Origin of the sequence: Streptomyces sp. NPDC046909 (assembly GCF_040644695.1) — a bacterium.
Classification (GTDB): domain Bacteria; phylum Actinomycetota; class Actinomycetes; order Streptomycetales; family Streptomycetaceae; genus Streptomyces.
This window is the reverse complement of sequence record NZ_JBEYXC010000006.1, coordinates 452152-469229: the sequence shown is the minus strand read 5'-3', so window position 1 is coordinate 469229 and position 17078 is coordinate 452152. Positions and strand designations below refer to the sequence as shown.

The following is a 17078-nucleotide window of genomic DNA, read 5'->3' as shown; positions in this document are numbered from 1 at the left end:
GGGCTCGTAGCCTCGGAGCATGCGTGTGCTGATTGTCGAGGACGAGCCGTATCTGGCCGAGGCCATCCGTGACGGTCTGCGTCTGGAGGCGATCGCCGCGGACATCGCGGGGGACGGCGACACCGCGCTGGAGCTGCTGGGGATCAACGCCTACGACATCGCCGTCCTCGACCGTGACATCCCCGGCCCCTCGGGGGACGAGATCGCCGCACGCATCGTCGCCTCCGGCAGCGGCATGCCGATCCTCATGCTCACCGCCGCCGACCGTCTCGACGACAAGGCCTCCGGGTTCGAACTCGGCGCCGACGACTACCTCACCAAGCCCTTCGAACTCCAGGAACTCGCGCTCCGGCTCAGGGCGCTCGACCGCCGACGCGCTCATCACCGGCCTCCCGTGCGCGAGATCGCGGGTCTGCGCCTCGACCCGTTCCGCAGGGAGGTGTACCGCGACGGCCGCTATGTCGCGCTGACCCGGAAGCAGTTCGCGGTGCTCGAAGTCCTCGTCGCCGCGGAGGGCGGTGTCGTCAGCGCCGAGGAGCTTCTGGAGCGGGCGTGGGACGAGAACGCCGACCCGTTCACCAATGCCGTGCGCATCACGGTCTCGGCCCTGCGCAAACGCCTCGGCGAACCCTGGACGATCGCCACCGTGCCGGGCGTCGGCTACCGCATCGACACCCAGTCCGGGGCCGGGCACGAAGGAGGCGGTCGTGGATAGGGCACCCGGGATGAGCGTGCGCCTCAAACTCACGCTCAGCTATGCCGCGTTCCTCATGGTGGCCGGGGGGCTGCTGCTCGCGGCGGTGTGGATGTTCCTGCTGCGGTACGTCCCCGACCGGGCGATGCTCTACAACCCCGACGACAGGCCGAACGGTGTTTTCCCCATCCGCTCGGTCCTGCTGGAGGTCTTCGCCCCGAGGGCGGCCGCGGTCATGGCGTTCCTCCTGGTGTTCGGCCTCGTGGGCGGATGGGTGCTGGCCGGCCGGATGCTCGCCCCGCTGACCCGGATCACCGAGGCCACCCGCCTCGCGTCGGCCGGCTCCCTCTCCCACCGGGTCCGGCTGCCCGGCCGCCGCGACGAGTTCCGTGAACTCGGCGACGCCTTCGACACGATGCTCGCCCGGCACGAGGCGCACGTCGCCGAACAGCGCAGGTTCGCCGCCAACGCCTCGCACGAGCTGCGCACCCCGCTGGCGGTCTCGAAGGCGCTCCTCGACGTGGCCCTGACCGACCCGGGCGGCGACGTCGGCGAGATCATCGGCCGCCTCCACGCCGTGAACGCCCGGGCGATCGACCTCACCGAGGCCCTGCTCCTGCTCAGCCGCGCCGAGCAGCGCTCCTTCATCCCTGAGCCCGTCGACCTGTCGCTGCTGGCGGAAGAGGCGACGGAAACGCTCCTGCCGCTGGCGGAGAAGCGCGGCGTCACCGTCGAGACGAGTGGTGATGTCTCCCTCGCGAGCGGTTCGCAGGCGCTCCTGCTGCAACTGACGATGAACCTCGTGCACAACGCGATCGTCCACAACCTGCCCGAGAAGGGGGCGGTGTGGGTCGACACCGGCGTCCGGTCCGGGACGGTGGTGCTCACCGTCGAGAACACCGGGGAGAAGCTCACCCCCGAGCTGGTCTCGACGCTCACCGAGGCGTTCCAGCGGGGCACCGAGCGCGTCCACAACGACCACCCGGGCGTCGGCCTCGGCCTGGCGATCGTCAAGACCATCACCGAGGCCCACGACGGAACCCTCACCCTCGCGCCACGCCCCGCGGGCGGGATCCGCGTCACCGTGGAACTGCCCGCGGCCCCGGCGAGGCCGTCAGAGTGAGAGGGATCAGCCCTGCTGGAAGAGCTCCGCGGGCAGTGGCTTCAGAAGGGCGTACAGGTCGTCCGTGATCGGGCGGTCCCACGCGGCGATGGTCACCAGGACGTTGTCGCTGCGGTCGAACTGGACGCAGGAGATCCGGCTCTCGGAGAGCTTGAGGCGGCGCACGATGAGGAGGTTGTCGCCCTGCATCACCGGCACGTCCTCGGTGCCGACGACGGTCACCTCCTCGTCGTTCTCCAGCGCGAGCAGCAGCTGGGCCACCTCGAAGGGGACCTCTTCCTCGTCGAGGTCCCTGGCCGGGGAGCCCTCGGGGAGGTTGCCGATGACCATCGCGGGGCCGCGGCCGCCGAAGAGGTCGTAGCGCAGGAAGACGCCCTGGCAGGTGCCGTCGGGCGCGGGCAGCAGGCCGGCGCCGAGGTTGCCGGGCCAGTCGCCCGGGTCCATGGCCAGGACGTCGAAGTCGGGGCCGGCGGGGGTGGCGCGGCGGCGGAGGAACGACATGCGCCTATCGTACGGGGCCGGGAGGTCGTGCGGCGGCCGCGGGTGGGCGCGACCAGCCCCGGGCCCCTGGGCCGGCCGACCTCACCCCAGTTTCAGTGCCTCTGCCAGTCCGGTGCTGTCCGTGCCCATCTTTCGGTAGACCGCCGAGAGCAGGCGTGCCACCGTCGGCTCGTCCACGTTCAGTTCCTTCGCGACCTCCGCCTTCGCGCGCCCCTCTGCCGTCATCGTGGCCGCCGTCCGCTCGCGCGTCGTCAGCGTGTCCGTGTCCGTCGTGTGCAGGCGACGTGGGCGCAGTCCCGCCGCGGCCAGTTCGTCCCGGGCCGCCTCCACCAGGCCGTCCGCGCCGCACTGCACCGCCGCGTCGAGGCCCCGGTACAGGTGTTCCGCCGCCTCCGTGGGGCGGCCCGCGCGGCGGAGTTCCGTGCCGAGGGCCACGAGTGCGCAGGCCAGTTCGTATGCGGCGGGTGAGCACTCCAGGTGGGCTACCGACTCCTCCAGGTATTTCACCCGTACCGAGCCCGAGGACACCTCGGCTGCCGTCCGCAGGGCCGTTCCGATGGCTGACGGGGTGCCGAACTGGCGGGCCCGGGACAGTGCTTCGAGGGCGGTGGTGACCGCGCGTTCGGGGGCGTCGTGGCTCTCGGCGCGGGCGAGGTGGAGCTGCCAGGGGCACCACGCGGGGTTGCGGATGCCGCGGGGGTCGAGGCGGCGGCCCGCGGCGGCGAGTTGGCCCGCGGCGTCCTTGGTGAGGCCGCGGGCGAGGAGGAGTTCGCCGTAGACGGTCTGGGCGTCGGGGAAGACGACGGCGGCCGGGAAGGGCTCGCTGAAGGAGTAGTCCTCGGCGGTCTGCGCGGCCTCGCTGACGCGGCCGCGGGCGAGGAGGACCTCGATGAGGATGCCGACGGCGTACCAGTGGGCGGGGGTGCCGGGGCCGACGCGTTCGGCGAGGCGGAGTCCGGCGCGCACGAAGTCCTCGGCCTCGGCGAGCCGGCCGCGGCGGTAGCGGACGTAGGCGAGGAGCGTGTAGCCGAAGGAGAGGTGGGCGCCGTGCCAGCCCTGGCGTTCGAAGTCGGCGATCCCGGCGGCGAACAGCTCTTCCGTACGGCCGGGGCGATCCGCGTACATGAAGGCCAGCGCCACCAGGACGGGCACCTCGAAGCCGCGGTCGGGTTCGGCCCAGCCGAGGCCGCCGGTGAGGGCGCGTTCGGCGTGGTGGAGGGCGACGTGGGCGGGTTCGCCGCGCAGGATCGCGTCCCAGGTGCGCAGGCCGATGATGTACCGCTCGGTGAGGTCGCGGCCCTTGAGGCGGTCGGCGAGCTTGGTGAGGCGGCGGGAGCGGGAGGGGTGGTCGGGTTCGTCGGCGCGGAAGGCGTCCCACATGAACTGTTCGGCGACCATGCGCAGTTTGACCCGGGCGTCCTCGGTGACGCGGATCTCGCGGGCGAGGGTGTCGGAGGCCTCGGCGAGCCGGTCGCTGTGGGCGAGGACCTGGGAGAGGCGGTAGACGATGTGGTGGCGCAACTCCCGGTCGGCGATGGGCTCTTCGAGGGCGGCGCGCAGGTGGTTGACCGTGGTGGCCGGTTCGGTGAGGAGGGAGGCGCTGCCGAGTTCGTAGAGGACGGCGGCCCGGTCCTCGAAGGGCGGGGGTTCGCGCAGGGCGCGGGCGAGGTAGCTGCGGGCGGAGTCGGGGGCGCCGGACCGCAAGGTCTCGCCGGCGGCGGCGCGCAGTTGCTGGACCACCCAGGTGTCGCCGTCGGGGTGGGTCTCCAGGAGGTGGCGGGCGGCGGCCGAGGGGCCCTGTCCGTCGTTGATCAGGCACCAGGCGGCCTGGCCGTGCAGGGCGACGCGGACGCCGGAGGGGATGGCCCGGTAGACGGCCGTGGCGATCAGCGGGTGGACGAACTCCAGGGTGTCGGCGCCGGTGAGGATGCGGGCGCCGCGCAGGGCGTCGGCGGCGTCGGCGGCCTCCTCGTGTCCGAGTCCGGCCACGGCCGCGGCCAGCAGGGGGTGGATCTCGGTGCCGAGGACCGCGCAGGCCCAGGCGAAGCGGACGGTGGAGGTGCCGAGGCGTTCCAGGCGGGCGATCAGTCCGCTGCCCTTGACGGCGGCGGCGAGGTCGCGCAGCAGATGGGCGCCGGCCTCGGTGGGGATCAGGCCGCGGTCGCGGACCTTGGCGGTGAGTTCGACGGTCTCGAAGGGGTTGCCCGCGGTGACGGCCCAGCATTCGCGGCAGAACGCGTCGTCGGCGTAGGTGCCGAGGGCTTCGCGGACGAGTCCGGCGACGGCGACCGCGCTGAGCGGTTCCAGGTCGAGCGGGCGGCCGCCGGCCCTCCCGGGCAGTCCCCTGAACGACTCGGCGTGGTCGGGGAGTTCGTCCGGCCGGTAGGCGACGACCAGCAGCAGCGGGAGTTCCTCGGCGCGGGGTGCGAACGCGGCCAGCCAGCGCAGGGATTCGGGGTCCGCCCAGTGCGCGTCGTCGAGGGCGAGGACCATCGGGGCGCGCTGCACCGCGAGATGGGTGAGCACCCAGTCCAGGCCGTCCCGCAGACCCTGCTGGTCGGGCGGGGCGCCGTCGGTGGGCGCGCACAGGCCGAGGGCGGGGCCGACGATGTCGTACCAACTGCCCAGCTGTGCGCGGAGATCGGCCTCCGCCGCTCCGGCGAACTGGGGTTGCAGAAGCTGTCGGGCGACATGGAAGGCGACGCGCTGTTCCTGGTCGCCGCCGCGTGCGGAGAGCACGGTGCAGCCTCGGGCGGCGGCGCGGCGGCGGACCTCGGCGAGCAGGGTCGTCTTGCCGATCCCGGCACGTCCGGCGAAGGCGAGGAGGGCGCCGCGCGGCCGGTCGGACGACTCGGCGCCGTCCGCACGCAGACCGGTGAGCTCGCCCAACGCCTCGTCCACGGCGGCGAGTTCACTCTCACGTTCGAAGAGCGTCCTGTTGCTCCTGGTGCTGCGACGGCCCACAGTGCACCCCCTGTCACGGTGGTGTGCCGGCGCGGGGAGCGGGCGCGCACCGTGACCTACAGGCACCTCAGCGTACGCCTGCCGGGGGTCGCGCGGGCCGCTCCGGCATTACTGACCGAGGCTGTCCGCGGGCTTCTTGTGCCGCTCGTGGTGGCGTGCTACCCGGGCGCGGTTTCCGCAGGACGGTTTGCACCATTCCTGACGGGGGTGCTCCTTGATGAAGTACCGCACACAGCGCGGCGCGTGACAGGCGCGCAGGCGGTGCCGGTCGGGACCGGCGAGGAAGGCGATGGCCGCCCGTGCGAGTACCGCCGTCAGGTCTTCCTCGGCGTGCGGTGGCCGGTGTTCCACGACGGGTTCGGCGTCCTCGGCCCAGCGCAGTACGGGGACCGTGGGGGTGCGGGCGGCGGCCGAGTTGAGGCGCTCGACCGCTGCCGGTACCGGCATCAGACGGGCCGCGTCGGCGGGGCTCGGCTCTCCGGGGCGTACGGCGTGGGCGAACAGGGCGCGGACCGCCGCGCGCAGTTCGCGTACGGCGGCCAGCTCCGCGTCCCCGGCGACGTAGCCGGGGGCCGCGGTGTCGGGGTGGGCGCGGGCCCAGGCGGTGAGGCCCGCGGGGTCGGCCAGGTCGTCGGCGACGCCGCCATGGCCGTCGTGGCGGATGGTGAGGACGAGGTCGAGGGCGAGGCGGGCGTCCTTGCCGAGGGCGTCCTTGCCGGGCACGTCTGACATGGACCTAATGATAAGGGCCCGGCTCACCCATTAACCCGGCTCACCCCTCAAGCGGCTCCGGTGGCACCACCGCGACCGGGCTCGCCGCGTGCAGCAGGACCGCCTGCGTCACCGAGCCCATCATGGGGGCGGGCGCCAGCAGCCTGCGGCGGTGGCGGCCGACGACGACCAGGTCGGCGTCCTTGGAGGCGGCGACGAGGTGACCGGCCGCGTCCCCGGGAGCGACGTAGGGGTCGACCCGTACGTCGGGACGGTGCTTGAGGTGGGGGGCGAGGAGGCCCTCGGTGAGGGCGCGGGTCTCGCTCTCGACGGCATCCTGGTCGACCATCGGTGCGACGAGTTCGCCGGGCATCGCCCAGGTCTGGAGGGGCCACTGGTAGGCGGCGACGACCTGGAGGCGGGCGCCGCGCAGGGCGGCCTCGGCGAAGGCGAACGCGAGGGTGTTCTCGTCGGGGCTGTCGGTCTGGAGGCCCACGACCACGCGCGGACCCGGCGCGATCGGCATGTCGACGTGAACCTCGCGCCCCGGTTTGGGCACGACGACCACCGCGCACTCCGCGTCCCGCGCGGCGGCCATGCCGTTGGAGCCGAGCAGCAGACTGGCGAAGCCGCCGCGGCCACGGGAGCCGAGCACCAACAGCTGGGCTCCGGAGCCGAGTTCGGGCAGTACCGCACTGGGGGTGCCCGCCAGGGCGACGTACTCCGTGGCCGGTCGTTCGACCCGCCCCGCCAGATAGCGGCGTACCTGGGCGAGCCTCGGATCGTCCTCGGCATCCGGCCGCCCGGCGGGCAGGATGTCCGGCCCGGCCCAGGCGGCGTACTGCTGCACGTGGACCACCCGCAGGGGTGCCTCGCGCAGCAGGGCGGCCTCGAACGCCCAGTCCAGGGCGACGAGGCTGTCGTCCGAGCCGTCGACCGCCACGATGACCGGCAGTGTGCTCATGGGGTTGTTCCTCCTCCGGAGTGCGACCTTCCCCCGGGGGTCAGCGTCGCTCAGGCGACGGCCCCGGGAGGCTGCTGGAGGTCGCGTGTCCGGAAAAACGGAGGGAACACCGCCGGATCGGCCCGTCGCAGGACGGGCCCGCAGGTCACGTGAGGTCGAACTCCCCTTCCCGCGCCCCTGACACGAAGGCGCCCCACTCGGCGGGTGTGAAGATCAGGGAAGGGCTCTCCGGGCGGCCGCTGTTGCGCATCGCGATGAATCCCTCGACAAAGGCGATCTGGACATCCCCCAGGCCACGGCTGCTGGACTGCCATTCGGCGGTGGTGAGGTCCAGCTCGGGCTTGTCCCAGCCCATGAGCGGCTGCTGCTGGATGGTGGTCTCGGCCACGTCCGTGCTCCTCCCGATTGCGTCGTCCGCGGGTCAGCCTAGCGATCGTCTCCGACCGCCGACAGGCCACGTGAGGGGGACCTTTCAACGACCTTTCGGGAGGCGTTTCACGCATCAGGGGGTTCGGACCCCACAAGCCACATCGAGAAGAACTGCGATCCGCCGCCGTAGGCGTGTCCGAGCACCTTGCGGGCCCCGTCCACCTGGTGCTCCCCGGCCTGGCCGCGCACCTGGAGCGCCGCCTCGGCGAACCGGATCATGCCCGAGGCACCGATCGGGTTGGTGGACAGCACACCGCCCGACATGTTGACCGGAAGATCGCCGTCCAGTTCCGTCACCCCGGACTCGGTGAGTTTCCAGCCCTCGCCCTCGGCGGCGAAGCCGAGGTTCTCCAGCCACATGGGCTCGTACCAGGAGAAGGGCACGTACATCTCCACGGCGTCGATGTCCCGGCGCGGGTCGGCGATGCCCGCCTGCCGGTACACATCGGCCGCGCAGTCCTTGCCGGCCTGCGGCGACACGGCGTCCTTGCCCGCGAAGAGCGTCGGCTCGCTGCGCATGGCCCCGCCGAGCATCCAGGCGGCCGGACGCGGCGCGCGGGCCGCTCCCGCCCGGTCGGTGAGCACCATCGCGCAGGCACCGTCGGAGGAGGGGCAGGTCTCCGAATAGCGGATCGGATCCCAGAGCATCGGCGAGGCCTGGACCTTCTCCAGGGTGATGTCGTGCTCGTGCAGATGCGCGTACGGGTTCTTCAGCGCGTTGCGCCGGTCCTTGTACGCCACCAGCGAGCCGACCGTGTCGGGCGCGCCGGTGCGCCGCATGTACGCGCGCACGTGCGGGGCGAAGAACCCGCCCGCCCCTGCCAGCAAGGGCTGCTGGAAGGGGATGGGCAGGGACAGTCCCCACATGGCGTTCGACTCGGACTGCTTCTCGAAGGCCAGCGTCAGCACGGTGCCGTGCACGCGGGCGGCGACGAGCCCCGCCGCCACCAGTGCCGTCGACCCGCCGACCGAACCGGCCGTGTGCACCCGCAGCATCGGTTTGCCGACCGCGCCGAGCGCGTCGGCGAGATACAGCTCCGGCATCATGACGCCCTCGAAGAAGTCGGGCGCCTTGCCGATGACGACGGCATCGATGTCGGACCAGTTCAACTCCGCGTCGTCCAGGGCACGTCGGGCCGCCTCCCGCACGAGCCCGGCGATGGAGACGTCCCGGCGGGCCGCGACATGCTTGGTCTGGCCGATGCCCACGACGGCCACGGGCTCCTTGCTCATCGCGGATCCCCTTCCAGTACGGCGACCAGGTTCTGTTGGAGACAGGGACCGGAGGTGGCGTGGGCCAACGCCCGGTCGGACTCGCCCCGGTGGATACGGGCGGCGGCCTCGCCGATACGGATGAGCCCGGCGGCCATCATCGGGTTGGCGGCGAGCGCCCCGCCGGACGGGTTGATCCGCACATCGTCGTCCAGTCGCAGCGCCTTGCGCAGCACGACCTCCTGTGCGCTGAACGGGGCGTGCAACTCGGCGGTGTCGACGGGCCGTTCGAAGGCACCGGCCTTCTCGGCGGCGAGGCGGGCGGAGGGTGAGTCGGTCAGGTCGCGGACGCCGAGGCTGTGCGGCTCGATGCGGTGGTCGATGCCGCGGATCCAGGCGGGCCGGGCGCACAGGTCGCGGGCCCGCTCCCCCGCCGCGAGGATCACGGCGGCGGCTCCGTCGCCGATCGGCGGGCAGTCGCCGGTGCGCAGGGGCCGTACGACGTAATCCCCTTGCGGCACAGGCCCCTTGAGCTGTGCGCGCGGGTTGTCCACCGTCCGGCTGCGGGCGCCGATCCCGGCCAGCGCGGGCTCGTCCGTGTCGCCCGCGTCGATCAACGCCTGTGCCTGGAGGGCGGCGAGGGCGACGGAGTCGGGCCACAGGGGCGCCACGTAGTACGGGTCGAGCTGGCGGGTCAGCACGTCGCGCAGGGAGCCCGGGGAAGACTTGCCGTAGGAGTAGACGAGCGCGGTGTCCGCGTCCCCGGTGAGCAGCTTCGTCCAGGCCTCGTACAGAGCCCACGCGCCGTCCATCTCGACGTGCGACTCGGAGATCGGCGGCCAGGCGCCGACCCCGTCGAGGGCGAGGGTGAAGGAGAAGGCGCGGCCCGCGAGGTAGTCGCTGGAGCCGGAGCAGGTGAAGCCGATGTCGGCGGTCTTGAGGCCGGTCTGGTCGAGGGCGTCGTGCAGGACCGGCATGAGCATCTCCACCTCGGACTGTTCCGCGGTGGAGCGCAGCACGTCGGACTGGGCGAAGGCGACGACGGCGATCTCGCGCGCCCCTCGGCTTGCTTCGCTGGTCACAGCAGCTCCTTGTATGCCTCGTAGTCCGCGTCGGGTTCGCCCGTGGGCCGGTAGTGGTCCGGGTAGCGGCCCCCTTCCGTCCACACCGGCTCCACGCGCAGCCCCATCCGCACCTGGTCGTACGGGATCCCGCCGATGCGTCCGTGCAGCGCGAGGTCGGCGCCGTCGAGGGCGATGTGGGCGTAGACGTAGGGGACTTCGATGTCGAGATTCGCCGTGTGAGCAGCCTTGATGTTGACGATGCAGAACGTGGTGACCGTGCCGCCGGGGCCGACCTCGACCTGCTCGGAGGTGGCGACGCCGCAGGTCGGGCAGGCGCCGCGGGGAGGGACGTACACCTTGCGGCAGGAGGGGCAGCGTTCGCCGACGGCCCGGTGTTCGGCGAGGGCGTTGATGTAGGCGGTCTGGGCGCGGCCGGGTGAGTAGGTGTAGTCGAGCCGGGCGGCGGCGACGATGCCGGTGACCGGGTCCTCGAACTCTCCGCTGTGGCCGGTCGGTTCGGCCGGTTCGCCGTCGTGGGGCTCGAAGCAGGCGATGTCGGTGATCGCGCCGACGCGGTCTTCCGCCCAGCGGACGCGGACCCGCATGCCGGTGCGCACGGCGTCGGGGCCGGGGGCGTCGAGGGCGTGGAGGAGGGCGGTGTCGGCGCCGTCGAGGCGGACGAGGACCCAGGCGAAGGGGGTCTCCAGCGGCTGGCCTCGGCGCGGTGCGTGGTTCCAGGCCCAGGTGGTGACCGTGCCGGTGGGGGCGACTTCGACGAGGTCGTGGATCTCCTCGGCGGTGCCGGGGTCGTACTCGACGGGCGGGACGAGGGTACGGCCGTCGGTGGTCTTCACGCCGAGGATGACACGGTCGCGCAGTCCGCTGAGGAAGGCGCTCTGGACGGGGCCGAGGGAGCGGGTGAAGGGGAATTCGACGACCAGCGGCGCTTTGAGGACTTCGGGCATCGGGGGCTTGCCTCCTTGAGGATCCGCGTGCGTGGCGCGGCTGGACGATGGAGCGGAGCCGGCGAGTCGCGCCCCCGGGGGCGCGGGGCTGTGGCATCTGCGGCTGCGCCGCGCGCGCGGCCGGCCACGGACGGCCCGCGGTGTCCGACTGCTCCCCCAGCGGAGCGCCTACGCTCGCTTGTAGAGGGGCGGGCGCTTCTCCGCGAAGGCGCGGGCGCCTTCCTTGGCGTCGGCGGTGTCGAAGACCGGCCAGCCGCGCTTCAACTCCGCGGCGAGGCCTTCCGTTTCGGTCAGCTCGGCCGTCTCGTACACCGACGCCTTGACCGCCTCGACGGCCAACGGGCCGCAGGCGTTGATCTGTTCGGCGATCTCCAGGGCCTTGGTCAGTGCCTGGCCGTCGGGGACGACATGGCCGATCAGGCCGATGTCCGCGGCCTCGCGGGCGCTGTAGGGGCGGCCGGTGAGGAGCATCTCCAGGGCGTGGGTGCGCGGGATCTGGCGCTGGAGGCGGACCGTGGAGCCGCCGATGGGGAAGAGGCCGCGCTTGACCTCGAACAGACCGAAGGTGGCCGACTCTCCGGCGACCCGGATGTCGGTGCCTTGAAGCATCTCGGTGCCGCCGGCGACGCAGTAGCCCTCGACGGCGGCGATCACCGGCTTGCGGGGGCGGTGGTGGCGCAGCATGGCCTTCCAGTGCAGATCGGGGTCGGCCTTCAGCCGGTCCCGGTACTGCTCGCCCTCCATGCCCTTGCCGGCCAGGGCCTTGAGGTCCATGCCCGCGCAGAACGAGCCGCCCGCGCCGGTGAACACGATCGAGCGGACCGAGTCGTCGGCGTCGGCCTCAACCCAGCCGTCGTACAGGCCGACGAGCATGGCCAGCGAGAGGGCGTTCCTGGCCTCCGGCCGGTTGAGCGTGAGCACCATTGTGGCGCCCTCGCGCCGCACGGTGAGGTGTTCCGTCCCACCCATTGACCGTCTCCCCTCGAAAGCTCTCCCACTGGCAGAACGAGAACAGGTTGCAGGAGCCGCCCGGGCTCTTCAAGAGTTTTCTGACAGACAGTCAGATTTCTTCGCGCGGAGCCTTCACAGTTGGGTCGCCCTTTGCTCTGATGACCGGCAACCGGTGCGGAGCTAGGGCCTGTCTCTCGGATCAGCTCGGATGCGAGCAACGGTCCGGACCGGCCCACCCGAGCGGGGTCTGGTGCGTGCAGCTGCAAGGCGGAGGAGGGAGTCGACGCGGAGCGTCGGCGACCGACGACAACGCCGCAGATGTGCGTGCCAGACCCCGCGACGCCGAGATGATCCGAGAGACAGGCCCTAGGGTCAGGAGGAGCGGTGGAGTACAACCTTGCCGACCTGTTCGAGTCGGTCGTCGACGTGGTCCCCGACCGCGAGGCGCTGGTGTACATCGACATCCCCGGCACGGGTGCGGAACGCCGGCTGACGTACGCGGAGCTGGACGCGGCGGCCAACCGGATCGGTCACCATCTGCTCGACAGCGGGATCCGGCCGGGCGAGCACGTCGGGCTGCACCTGTACAACGGCATCGAGTACCTCCAGGCCGCGATCGGCTGCCTCAAGGCGCGGATCGTGCCGGTGAACGTCAACTACCGGTATGTCGAGGACGAGTTGGTCTACCTCTACCGGGACGCCGACCTGGTGGGGCTGGTCTTCGAGGCGGAGTTCGCGGACCGGGTGGCGGCGGCGCTGCCGCTGACCGAGAAGCTCCGGCACCTTGTCAGGGTGGGTGCCGGCGCCGACGACCCGGGCCCGGACGCCGTGGCCTTCGCGGACGCCGAGGCCGCCGGGTCGCCCGAGCGCGGGTTCCCGCAGCGCTCGGGCGACGACCAGTTCATCATCTACACCGGCGGCACCACCGGGATGCCCAAGGGTGTGATGTGGCGTCAGGAGGATCTGTTCTTCTCGGGGATGGGCGGTGGCGCGCCGACGGGCGAGCCGGTCAAGAAGCCCGAGGAGCTCGCCGAGCGGGTCGCCGCCGGCGGGGCGGGGATCACCTTCTTCCCCACTCCCCCGCTGATGCACGGCACCTCCACGCTGACCGCGTTCATCGGCTTCAACTTCGGCCAACGGGTCGTGCTGCACCGCAAGTTCGTGCCGGAGGAGGTGCTGCGGACCATCGCGGCGGAGAAGGTCACCAGCGTGTCCCTGGTCGGCGACGCGATGCTGCGCCCGCTGATCGACGCCCTGCGGGGGCCGTTGAAGGGCACGGACACCTCGTCGATGTTCAGTGTGTCCTCGTCGGGGGCGATCATGTCGGACACCGTGCGCCGGCAGTTCCTCGAACTCGTCCCGAACGTGATGCTCCTCAACAACTTCGGCTCCTCCGAGTCCGGCTTCAACGGCACCGCCACCGAGGACGCCGGCCCCGAACGCGGCTTCCGGGTGCGGGTCAACTCCCGTACGCAGGTGGTCGATCCGGCCACGCACGCGCCGGTCGCCGTGGGCGAGGTGGGGCGGGTCGCCCAGTGCGGCCATGTGCCGCTGGGCTACTACAACGACCCGCGGAAAACCGCCGAGACCTTCTTCGAGAAGGACGGCGAGCGGTGGGTGCTGCTCGGCGACATGGCGACCGTCGACGAGGAGGGCGTCGTCACCGTCCTCGGCCGGGGCTCGCAGTGCATCAACACCGGCGGCGAGAAGGTGTACCCGGAGGAGGTCGAGCAGGCCCTCAAGTCCCATCCCGATGTGTACGACGCGCTGGTGGCCGGGGTGCCGGACGCGAAGTGGGGACACCATGTGGCAGCCGTCGTACAACTGCGGGAGGGCGCGGCGCGGCCGTCCCTGGGCGACATCCAGACGCACTGCCGGACGCAGCTGGCGGGGTACAAGATCCCGCGGCAGCTGGTGATCGAGGGGGCCATCCGGCGCTCGCCGAGCGGGAAAGCGGACTACCGGTGGGCCCGGGAGGTCGCGGTGCGGGCGGACGGGTGAATTCCGGCCGGTTGTCCCCGGTTTTCGGTCCGTGCCGTTGAACCGAAGGTGACGTGCGGACGTACTGGTGATGGCAGGCTCGTTCGCAGGGCTTTGTTCGCCATGCCATCGCACGACCGTACGGAAGGACCGCCGGGTGTCGCTCTTCACACCTCGCTCTCGTCAGCAGCCGGAAGCCACCGAGAGCGAGGCGGACCCCAGCTCTGAGACACCAGTGGTCCAGGAGGCCCCCGAGAAGCGGGGCTGGTTCGGCTGGCGCACCCGCTACCCCCGTACCGCGCGCGGCGTGACCATCGGCACGACCGTCCTCGCCGGCCTGCTGGTGCTCGGCGCGCTCCTGATGCCGAACCGGCTCGACCGGATGAACCTCCAGGCCTTCCTGCGCCTTCCCGTCGAGGCGATCCTCCTCGCGGGTCTGCTGCTCGCGCTGCCGAGGCGGGCGCGGCGGATCACGGCCGTCGTCGCGGGTGTGATCCTCGGACTGCTGACCATCGTCAAGTTCCTCGACATGGGCTTCCGTGAGGCCCTGGCCCGGCCGTTCGACCTGGTCTTCGACTGGCCTCTGCTGGACGACGGGGCGGACTGGGTCAGGGAGTCGTTCGGCCGTACGGGGCAGGTGCTCGCGGTGACCCTCGTGATCGCGCTGTTCGTCGCCGTGCTCGCCCTGTGCACGCTGGCGGTGGTGCGGCTGTCGAACCTCATGAACCGGCACCGCCTCGTGGCCGCCCGCACCACCCTCGTCCTCGGCATCGCGTGGATCCTCTGCTTCACCCTGGGCGTGCAGTACGGCGGGGTCACCCTCGCCACCAAGGGCAACTCCGAGTTCGTCGCCAACCGTGTGCAGCAGGTGCGCGACGGCCTCTTCGACGCCGAGGTCTTCGAGAAGCAGGCCGCCGTCGACGCCTTCGCCAAGACCCCGCCCGACCAGCTGCTGACCGGACTGCGCGGCAAGGACGTCCTGTTCACCTTCATCGAGAGCTACGGCCGGGTGGCGATCGACGACCCGGCGATGGCCCCGCAGATCGACGCGGCCCTCCAGGCGGGCGACGGCAGACTCAAGTCGGCCGGATTCGCGGCCCGCAGCGGCTGGCTGAGGTCACCCGTGACGGGCGCCGGCAGCTGGCTCGCCCACTCCACGTTCCTGTCCGGCCTGTGGGTCAAGAACCAGCAGCGCTACCGCAGCCTGACCACGGGCGACCGCGCCACCCTCACCAGCTACTTCCAGAAGACCGGCGCCTGGCGCACGGTCGGCATCGTGCCCGGCGTCCGCAAGACCTGGCCCGAGGGCAAGTACTTCGGCCTCGACCACATCTACGACTCCACGCACCTCGGCTACACCGGCCCCTACTTCAGCTGGACGCCGGTCCCCGACCAGTTCAGCCTGGAGGCCTTCGAGCGCCTGGAGCACGGCAAGAAGAACCGCGACCCGATCATGGCGGAGATCATCCTCGCCTCCAGCCACAACCCCTGGTCCCCCATCGCCCGCATGGTCGACTGGGACCAGCTCGGCGACGGGTCGGTCTTCGAGCAGATCAAGAAGGAGGGCACGGACCCCAAGGAGGTCTGGAAGAGCGCGAAGAGCGTCCGCACCGAGTACCGCAAGGCCATCGAGTACTCCCTCCAGAGCCTCACCGAATGGGTCCAGCGCTACGGCGACGACAACACCGTCCTCGTCTTCCTCGGCGACCACCAGCCCGTCCCCACCGTCACCGGCGGCGACACCAACAAGGACGTCCCCATCACCATCGTCGCCCGCGACCCGAAGGTCCTCGACCGCGTCAGCGACTGGGGCTGGACGGACGGCCTCAAGCCGGCCGGGAACGCGCCGGTGTGGGGCATGGACACCTTCCGGGACCGGTTCATGACGGCGTACGCGAAGTGAGCGCGCGCCCGGCGAGGAACGGCTCCACCTCCGCCAGGAACTCCCCGGGCCTCATCTCGTGCACCAGATGCCCGGCGTCGACGGTCACGAGCCGGGCGTCGGGGAGGCGTCCGGCGAGTGCGGCGATCTGGTCCTGAGGGATGGGGCTGCCGGGCCCGCCCCCGATGACCAGGGTGGGCGCGGTGATCCGCCCCAGGCGGTCCCACCAGGCGGGATCGGGGGCGTTCCGCTGGGCGTCCGTGGCCAGGACCATGGCCCAGTCGAACGGCAGGTCCCCGTCGGGGCGTTCGGCGGGCGGGCGGGGCGGGTCGAGCGGGAGGGGTGCCGGTACGTCCTCCAGGACGAGGCGTCGTACGAGATCGGGCGTCTCCTGGGCGAGGAGACAGGCGACCATGCCGCCGAGGGAGTGGGCGACCACGTCGATCGGTGCGATGTCGAGGGCGGTCAGGAAGTCCCGTACGTCGTCACGCATCTCGTCGAGCCCGTAGGTGCCGGGCCGGTCGCTGTGTCCGTGGCCGCGCAGGTCGGGGGCGTACACGCGGCGCGGAACCGTGGCGAGGCGTTCGGCGATCGGCGTCCAGTCCGCGCCGTCGGTACCGCGGGAGTGCAGGAGCAGCACGGGCGGCGCGTCCCGGGGTCCCCAGGTGCGGTAGGCGAGCGTGATGCCGTTGACCTCGACGGTGTCCATGCCGGGGAACGTATCCGTCGCCGCCGCGGCCCGCGTCCTACTCTGCCGAGGGCAGAGGCCCTTCTAGGAACGCGGCGACCCGTCGTACGAACCACTCCGGGTCGTCCAGCCACGGATAGTGCCCGGCGCCGGGCTGCACCGCGAGCTCGGCGTTCGGGAACACGTCGGCGTTCCGGCGGGCGAGTTCGGGGCGGGGGCCGTTGTCGCGTTCGCCCGCGAGCACGAGGACCGGCCGGTCCAGCCGGGCGAGCGCCGCCCGGGTCGCCGGCGGGTCGTAGGCTCCGGCCGATCCGTACGCGTCCCCGGCCTCGTCGTTGGTCTCCTCGTCGCCGCGCGCGTCATGAGCCGCGGCGGTCTCGTCCCAGCGGCCGTAGAAGAAGGGCGCGTATACGGGGTCGTAGTCGCCGGTGCCGTTGAGCGAGGCCTCGAACGCGGGGAACGCCTCCGCGAACCACGGCTCGTCCTTGCGCAGCGGGGCCGCCGCCAGCCGGTCCTCGGCCGTCACCGGCATGCCCAGCGCCCAGGGGATGACGGTGATCAGCGCCAGCCGCCTTATCCGTTCGGGGTGGCGGGCGGCGTAGAGCATGGCGAGGCTGCCGCCGGCCGAGTGCGCGAGCAGGTCCATCCGCTCCAGGCCGAGGTGGATCCGCAGCGCCTCCACGTCGTCCACGAGCCGGTCGCAGCGGTACGTCGCCGGGTCCGCCGGGGTCGCGGAGTCCCCGGTGCCGCGCAGATCGAGCAGCGCGAGCCCGCGGTGGGCGCTCAGGCCGCCCAGGTCCCCGAGGTAGGCGGAGGCGCGCATGGGTCCACCGGGGAGGACGACGACGGGTTCGCCCTCGCCCCGGAGGTGGCAGGCCAGTTCGGTCCCGTCGGGGGCGGTGAAGGTCGACATGCCGCCGATCCTCGCGGTGCCCGGCGTGCGCCGCAAC

Annotated in this window: 14 protein-coding genes and 1 pseudogene; 4 read left to right on the top strand and 11 right to left on the bottom strand. The window is 72.0% G+C overall.

The genetic code is table 11. The features are described from left to right. Positions 1–19 precede the first annotated feature (19 nt). On the top strand, positions 20–715 hold the full coding sequence (locus ABZ928_RS22865) for a response regulator transcription factor (RefSeq protein ID WP_361521848.1): 696 nt from the start codon (positions 20–22) through the stop codon (positions 713–715). Further along, complete coding sequence (locus ABZ928_RS22860) at positions 708–1817, top strand: HAMP domain-containing sensor histidine kinase (RefSeq protein ID WP_361521845.1); 1110 nt, start codon at positions 708–710, stop codon at positions 1815–1817. Before ABZ928_RS22865 ends, ABZ928_RS22860 begins: the two co-directional genes overlap by 8 nt. A gap of 6 nt (positions 1818–1823) precedes the next feature. On the opposite strand, the gene ABZ928_RS22855 is transcribed toward ABZ928_RS22860, so the two are convergent. The 9 genes from ABZ928_RS22855 to ABZ928_RS22815 all read right to left on the bottom strand — a co-directional run bounded on the left by ABZ928_RS22855 (position 1824) and on the right by ABZ928_RS22815 (position 11596). Continuing rightward, positions 1824–2318 carry a hypothetical protein gene (locus ABZ928_RS22855; RefSeq protein WP_361521842.1) on the bottom strand — a complete coding sequence of 165 codons (495 nt, stop codon included), beginning with the start codon at positions 2316–2318 and terminating at the stop codon, positions 1824–1826. A gap of 81 nt (positions 2319–2399) precedes the next feature. After that, positions 2400–5282 carry an AAA family ATPase gene (locus ABZ928_RS22850; protein ID WP_361521839.1) on the bottom strand — a complete coding sequence of 961 codons (2883 nt, stop codon included), beginning with the start codon at positions 5280–5282 and terminating at the stop codon, positions 2400–2402. A gap of 108 nt (positions 5283–5390) precedes the next feature. Beyond that, a complete protein-coding gene (locus ABZ928_RS22845) occupies positions 5391–6014 on the bottom strand; it encodes a CGNR zinc finger domain-containing protein (RefSeq protein WP_361521836.1) in 624 nt (207 codons plus the stop codon). A 40-nt stretch (positions 6015–6054) separates the two neighbouring features. Continuing rightward, positions 6055–6957 carry a universal stress protein gene (locus tag ABZ928_RS22840; protein WP_361521833.1) on the bottom strand — a complete coding sequence of 301 codons (903 nt, stop codon included), beginning with the start codon at positions 6955–6957 and terminating at the stop codon, positions 6055–6057. A gap of 145 nt (positions 6958–7102) precedes the next feature. Continuing rightward, positions 7103–7345 carry a DUF397 domain-containing protein gene (locus tag ABZ928_RS22835; RefSeq protein WP_289921683.1) on the bottom strand — a complete coding sequence of 81 codons (243 nt, stop codon included), beginning with the start codon at positions 7343–7345 and terminating at the stop codon, positions 7103–7105. A gap of 107 nt (positions 7346–7452) precedes the next feature. Continuing rightward, entirely contained in the window at positions 7453–8619 is a 1167-nt protein-coding gene (locus ABZ928_RS22830) for a thiolase domain-containing protein (protein WP_361521830.1), read from the bottom strand. Beyond that, positions 8616–9680, bottom strand: a complete 1065-nt coding sequence (locus ABZ928_RS22825; protein ID WP_361521827.1) for a thiolase domain-containing protein — start codon at positions 9678–9680, stop codon at positions 8616–8618. Before ABZ928_RS22825 ends, ABZ928_RS22830 begins: the two co-directional genes overlap by 4 nt. Beyond that, on the bottom strand, positions 9677–10627 hold the full coding sequence (locus ABZ928_RS22820) for an OB-fold domain-containing protein (protein WP_361521825.1): 951 nt from the start codon (positions 10625–10627) through the stop codon (positions 9677–9679). The genes ABZ928_RS22825 and ABZ928_RS22820 overlap by 4 nt, the downstream gene beginning before the upstream one ends. 168 nt (positions 10628–10795) lie before the next feature. Beyond that, the gene (locus tag ABZ928_RS22815) at positions 10796–11596 is read right to left on the bottom strand and encodes a crotonase/enoyl-CoA hydratase family protein (RefSeq protein WP_361521822.1); all 801 of its coding nucleotides are present in this window, start codon (positions 11594–11596) and stop codon (positions 10796–10798) included. Between the two features lie 366 nt (positions 11597–11962). Between ABZ928_RS22815 and ABZ928_RS22810 the strand changes: the two genes are divergently transcribed. Continuing rightward, complete coding sequence (locus ABZ928_RS22810; RefSeq protein WP_361521819.1) at positions 11963–13579, top strand: acyl-CoA synthetase; 1617 nt, start codon at positions 11963–11965, stop codon at positions 13577–13579. A 136-nt stretch (positions 13580–13715) separates the two neighbouring features. Beyond that, the gene (locus ABZ928_RS22805) at positions 13716–15461 is read left to right on the top strand and encodes a sulfatase (RefSeq protein WP_361521816.1); all 1746 of its coding nucleotides are present in this window, start codon (positions 13716–13718) and stop codon (positions 15459–15461) included. On the opposite strand, the pseudogene ABZ928_RS22800 reads toward ABZ928_RS22805, so the two are convergent. Then, positions 15439–16149, bottom strand: a pseudogene (locus ABZ928_RS22800) (alpha/beta hydrolase); the annotation flags it as partial. The gene ABZ928_RS22805 and the pseudogene ABZ928_RS22800 overlap by 23 nt on opposite strands. A gap of 37 nt (positions 16150–16186) precedes the next feature. Beyond that, positions 16187–17041 (bottom strand): alpha/beta hydrolase, encoded by an 855-nt coding sequence (locus ABZ928_RS22795; protein ID WP_361521813.1) that lies wholly within the window; start codon positions 17039–17041, stop codon positions 16187–16189. Between the last annotated feature and the right edge of the window lie 37 nt (positions 17042–17078).